The following is a 6,421-nucleotide window of genomic DNA, read 5'->3' as shown; positions in this document are numbered from 1 at the left end:
TGCTGCAGGCTGGGCAGTAAATGTTGGTGTTGGTAACGCATTTACAGTAGTTGCAGATGAAGATGTCGCTGAAGTTGCTGTACAACTATTAGGAACATTTGTATAATTAATCGTAACTGTTTTACTTCCTGCTGTTAAATATCTCAACGTTACTGAACTATCATTGCTAGTTCCGCCAGAAACAATTGCATAATCTGTACCTGCAGTTCCCGGAAATCCCCAAACATAATTGGACATTGCACCTTGTGTAGTATAAGTAACAGAAGTACCAATACAAGTTGATGCTGCAGGCTGGGCAGTAAATGTTGGTGTTGGTAAAGGATTAACCGTAACAGTTACTGTAAAAGTAGCACCCGCACAACCCGCAGAGGTTGGGGTCACTGTATATGTAGCGGTCTGAGCAGTAGCAGAAGGATTTAAAAGTGTTCCTGTAATACTAGTTGGTGATCCTGTACTTGCTGTACCGCCAGCAATTCCTCCCGTTACTGTTGGAATTCCCCAACTGTAGGTTGTTCCTGCAGGAATTGTTCCAGTTGGAGTTACTGTAAAGGCAACACCAGTACATGTCGATGCAGTAGTAGCAGAAATAACTGCTGTTGGTGTAGTTGTAATTGTTACAATATTACTTTCATTATATAAGCAACTTGTTCTTACATTGTTAATGTTAGGAACATTGGCAGTATTTAAAGTAACTAATCTTTTAAACCTTCTTACAATATTTGCAGCAGTATTATTTATAATCGCTGGTGGATCATAAGTTCTACCATTAGCACCAGATATATCTGTGTAACTACTTCCATCTGTAGAAATCTGCCATTGGAAATTAAGTTGTGGATTTTGAAAATTAACATCGTTTGAGTTATATTGTAATGATCCCTCTATAACAGCCGGATCACCATTGCTGCAAAAAGTAACAGTTGCCGGTGCGGTAATAGTATTTGCACCTGCATTGAATGCTGTCATCGAAAAGCCTACGACATTTCCTCCTCCATTTTCATAATAATCAAATACAAGATCGTCGTCTCCATCCAGATTTACTAAAACATTGCTATAAGTAGTAGAAACTTGTTGAACCCATCTGTCAAAGACTTTTGTTCCGTTTAAAAATAAACGTATACCATCATCGCCAGTCATCGTAATTAAATAACAACCTGACTTAGTAGTTTTCATTTTATATCTTACAGCCATTCCTTCGGTAAGAATGCTTGCTCTCTGAACTCCATTTGAGTAAACAGGGAAACAATTTGCATCGCCACCAAAACCTTCATTAATAGTTTCAGTAGCTATGTTGTACGTTCCAGCATAATTAGCTGTGACAAACGGTTCTGGAGAAGATCCTCCAGCATTGTAAATATGTCCTACCCAGGTATTAGTGCCAAATTCATTTTGAGTTTCTTGCGTATCACCAATTGAATTTAACGTCAAAGCAATTCCACCAGTACCCCCAATTCCAATATTTGAACAACTCCCTGTTGATAAAACAACTTTTATCTGGCCGGAAAATGGTGCTACCCAATTAGAAATTGTAGCTCCCGAAGCAGAAGTATTATTAGCAGTAGGAGTAACTTCTAAATCTGTAGCAGCATCTAAAATATTAAGTTTTTCGTTATTACTAGCGAAAACATTTCCAACTGCAAATGTGTAGTTATATCCCTTAACAACATTAACTAAAGCATATTGACCAGCGGCAGCATTTGCTGTAGTTTGTGTCATGCTATTATCGATACAAAAAGTATATGTGCCTAATGATGTAGTTGGAGTGTCTCCATTAATTACAAAAGTTGTAGGAGTTCTTGCGCAAGATCCTACTGACGCAGCATAATATGTAGTTGTGCCAACTGTATTAGTATTAGCTAAACCAGAACCAGCAACTCCAACCGGATTAAAAGGAGAACCTCCGCCAATAGGCGTGCCCCCTGTTGCAGCTGTATACCAACTAACTGGCGATGTTGTAACTTGACCTCCTGCTGGCGGCGTGACAGTCCAAGTATAGTCACCACTATAAGTACCCGACGAGTTATTATAAGTAGTAGAGATCAAAGTATACACTACTCCTGCAATTAAAGTAGGAGTCATTCTTGGTTCGGCATTTAGTCCTGAATTATCATCATCGCCAATTATCCAGTTACCTCCGCCAGGACATGTCCCTGGTGTAAAGTTTCCTGAATAAATATATGCCATACCATCATAAGCATTGGTATCTGTCATTTTAAAAGTGTAAACTCCTGTTGTACTAACAGTAAAACTTGTCGCCGTGTAATTTCTAACAATCCCTGCTACAAAACCACAGTTTGTGTTATTGTTCATTGAGGTTGTAGGTATAGATGCTGTAGCATCTGTTACAGCATTCCAAGAACCTGTAAATGTGTTTGCAGTAACTCCATTTGTTGTTGAAGTTAAAGAACCTGTACCTCCCTGACAGATAGATGCTCCTGTAGTAATTGGAGAGGAGCAAACTGTACCATTAAATGTAAAATCATTGATAGCATATGTCTTAGTGGCATTTGTACCCCCCCATGCATATATTCTAAAAGTTATAGCTGTACCTATGTTTTGATATGAAGCTCCTAATAATGAAATAGTATTTGTTCCTGCAACCGCCGAGCCAATATCTGCAGTAAAATTATCTACACTGGATCTAACAGCAAAACTTGAGGGTGCAGTTCCCGATCCACCACCACCTGTTTGACCAGTATATTGAAGACTTATAAAATCTATTTTATATCCATTATTTGGTGTTAGAATAAATTCGATATACTTAGTGGAAGTAAAGCCATTATTCCAATTACCTGTAGTATAGCTATTGTTTCCATTTGCACCAGAAACTCCAGTTCGCCTTATTCCTGATACTGAGATATTTGCATTTTTGGAATCACCAGTTGTATATGGGTTAACTTGTCCTGGATCTGCTCCAGTAATTGGATTTGTCCAAATCGATTGTCCAAAACTTAGGACAGGGAAAATAATAAAAATAATGAGTAAAAGTAGTTTTCTAATCATATAGTAGTGGTATTTGTGATTACATTTTGAAAAAAACTTATCAGCATTCTTTAAAAAATAAAAAACACTGATATTTAATCACTTACGATTTTATGATTAGAACAGTTTTTTAAATGTTAATGTTAAAATAAATTTTAACATTTTGAAAGCATTTATTTACAAACAAATTTTGAAAATAAATACATTAAAAACCAATTCAACTTTCAAAAAAAGCTAACTCTTTAAACATCAGAACTTTTTAAAATAAAGTATTCCTTTTAAGATTATTCTAGTCCAAATAAAGCGTAAAAAACAGTTTATTACAAGTATTTTATTTTAAAAATTAACTTTTCCGACAAATAGCATCAATTACCGACCAAATGCATTTTTTTGTGTTAACAAAAAAACGATTGCTTTAAAAACCCTACTTTTTATACCTTGATTTTTTTGATTTTTTCGCAAAAAAAAAGTCCACTCGTCTATAACAAGTGGACTTTTCGCTGTATTATTGCTTTCTAGTAAACTATTTTATATGTTTTTGTTTCGTTCGTATCTAAAATTACTTTCACTAATAAAACCTGATTTTTTACTTTCAAATTGTCAATTTTCACCACTGTATCTGATAAATTCGCTGTTTTATAAATCATTTTACCAGTAAGATCATAAATATAAACTGTGTCTACTTTTTCAGTACTGGATGTAATAGTAATTACCTTATTTTGCACAGCAACCAAAACATTTTTATCGTTCGCCTCAAATTCTCCCAAACCTAATGTTTTGTTTACATAAGTCAATACAAAACGATCTGTATAAGTTCCCGTTGCAGTTGAAAATGTATAATTGCTGCTCTTTAAATTATGAACTGTATTTGTGACTTTATCTTCAATATAAATAGTATGATTGCGTAAATCACCATCAACGTGGTCTATCGAAATTGTAAAATCGCCGGCAATAGTGCTTCTGTATCCTAATGGAACAATATCTGTATCTGTAAACGGCAAGGCTCGACCCTGAATCACATATTTATTATCATTTGCGATACTATAAAAATCCAAATACGGATTACCATCAAATGTTACGCCATCGTATTTGCTTTCAAAATCATTAGTTGCTCCTTCAATATAACCAATCAGCATTTGCTTAAAGGCTCCTTCGCTATTAGTCATATTTAGCCATAACCGATGTCTTTCAGGTAATGCTGAATTTGAATTATTTTCAGGTTTAAAAAACTGAGAATTGTCAATACCTCCCAATCGCATATTATTGGTAAATGCAACTGTTCCTGCATTATTAGCGGTTGCAAAGAAAGATTGACCCGCCCCGATTTTACCGGTTGGAGTACTGTCGTTATTTTGTGGTGTTCCCGTTGGTGCTGGTGTTCCTATACCTACACCACCAGTAAAATTATAACTGGCATAGTCATCCGAATTATATCGGTAAGCACCTACCAAAACCACAGGAGTGTTATGTGTCCAAAAGTATAGAGTTCCGTCTAAAAAAAGATTTGCGCTTAAAAATAGATTTGCATCTAAAGCAGATGGATACGGATTTCCAATTAAATAAAATTTACCCGCCGCTACGGTTTCTCCAAATAAATCACCATTATTTGGCTGACCGATAAAAGAAGCCGTAAAAGTAACTCTATTAGTATTTGAATAATTTTGAGGAGCACGAATACTGTACCCTTTTCCAATTAACATATAACTGTTTCGATTGATGATTGCCCAACGATCTCCATTATAAGAAAAATATTTATCACCCAAGGTCAAAGGAGAAACATCAAAAAGCCTTTGTGGATTTACAGGTGTTGACCAATAAACAAAATCTCCCCTAAGAATTGGAGTAGTAGTTCGTTGATAAGTAATATTACCTGTATTGATCGCATTATTTATTTGTAATAAACTGGCATTATTTTCGAAAGTTACACTTCCTCCATTATTTGATAATGAATTCGTTAACGTAAGAGTATCTAAAGCTTGAATTGTAACACTTACTCCCGTGTTTACAGTACAGCTACAAGCTGTAATATCTCCGACACCACCGCCAGCTGAGATAAAGTCTCCCGCAAAAATAATGTCCTGATCCGCTGTAGGTGTTCCATTAGACCATGAAGTGGTGTAGGTATTTGTAACTAGACTGGGCACGACTGCATTTGCAGAAATTACCGAAGTACAAATCCCATTACTTACTGTAAAAGCGTAAGTATTGGATGAAAGTCCGGAAATAGTAACAGTTGTTCCTGAATAAGGTTTTATTATTTCACCGGGATATAACGTTAATGTCCCTCCGACAGGTAATCCGCTTAAAGCGATGCTACCTGTGGCAACCGTACATGATGCAGGTGTTATAGCCCCTATAATTGGAGCTGAAGGTGACTCATTTATCAATATACTAAAAGTCACACCCGAACTGGAAACACATGAATTACCATTTGCTACAGTCAAAGTTCCACTATAAGTTCCGGGTGTAGTTCCGGCAGGAACAGCTATTGAAATTGGACTAGTTGTTAATGCTGCATCGGTAACCGCCACAAAACTATTCGCAGGAGAAGCGTTCCAGACAATGCTATAAGTTGTTGGAGAATTTGTTGTTCCCGTATAAGCTAAAGTTGTATTTTGTGAACTTGCACTTGAACATACGGGCGCAACTGTACCCAAGGTAATGGTTGGAAGAGGATTAACATCAACACTAAAAGCCACACCAGAATTGGAAACGCACGAATTACCATTTGCTACAGTCAAGGTTCCTGTATAGGTTCCAGCGGCAGTTCCCGCAGGAACAGCTATTGAAATTGGGCTAGCATTTAAAGTTGCATTGGTAACCGCTACAAAACTATTCGTAGGAGAAGCATTCCAGACAATACTATAGGTTGTTGGAGAATTTGTTGTTGCTGTATAAGCTAAAGTTGTATTTTGAGAACTTGTACTTGAACATACAGGCTCAACTGTACCCAAGATGATGGTTGGTAAAGGATTGACAACAACACTAAAAGCAACACCAGAACTGGAAACACAAGAATTACCATTTGCTACAGTCAAGGTTCCAGTATAAGTTCCGGGTGCGGTACCGGCAGGAACAGCTATTGAAATTGGACTAGCTGTTAATGCTGCATCTGTAATCGCTACAAAACTATTCGTAGGAGAAGCATTCCAGACAATACTATAGGTTGTTGGAGAATTGGTGGTTCCCGTATAAGTTAAACTTGTATTTTGAGCGAGTCCCGTTGCACACACCGGAGCTGCTGTACCAAGAGTTATAGTAGGCAAAGGATTGACAACTACACTAAACGCTACTCCCGGACTCGAAGTACAAGAATTCGCATTTTTGACAGTTATAGTTCCAGTATAAGTTCCGGCAGCCGTTCCCGCAGGTACGTCAATACTAATCGGACTTGCATTTAAAGTAGCATCAGTAACTGCTGCAAAAGTATTAGCAGGAGATG

At 36.9% G+C, this 6,421-nt stretch carries 2 protein-coding genes; both read right to left on the bottom strand.

From position 1 onward, the window contains the following. The coding region (locus RT99_RS15270) for a PKD-like domain-containing protein (protein WP_042565628.1) at positions 1–3,000 on the bottom strand (3,000 nt) is incomplete at its 3' end. 494 nt (positions 3,001–3,494) lie between these two features. Continuing rightward, positions 3,495–6,421, bottom strand: a 2,927-nt coding sequence (locus RT99_RS15265) for a T9SS sorting signal type C domain-containing protein (protein ID WP_052483698.1), incomplete at its 5' end; no start/stop codon positions are given.

The organism is Flavobacterium sp. MEB061 (assembly GCF_000834715.1).
Lineage (GTDB): Bacteria > Bacteroidota > Bacteroidia > Flavobacteriales > Flavobacteriaceae > Flavobacterium > Flavobacterium pectinovorum.
Note: the sequence above shows the minus strand (reverse complement) of the source record. Positions and strands in the feature narration are given on the sequence as shown.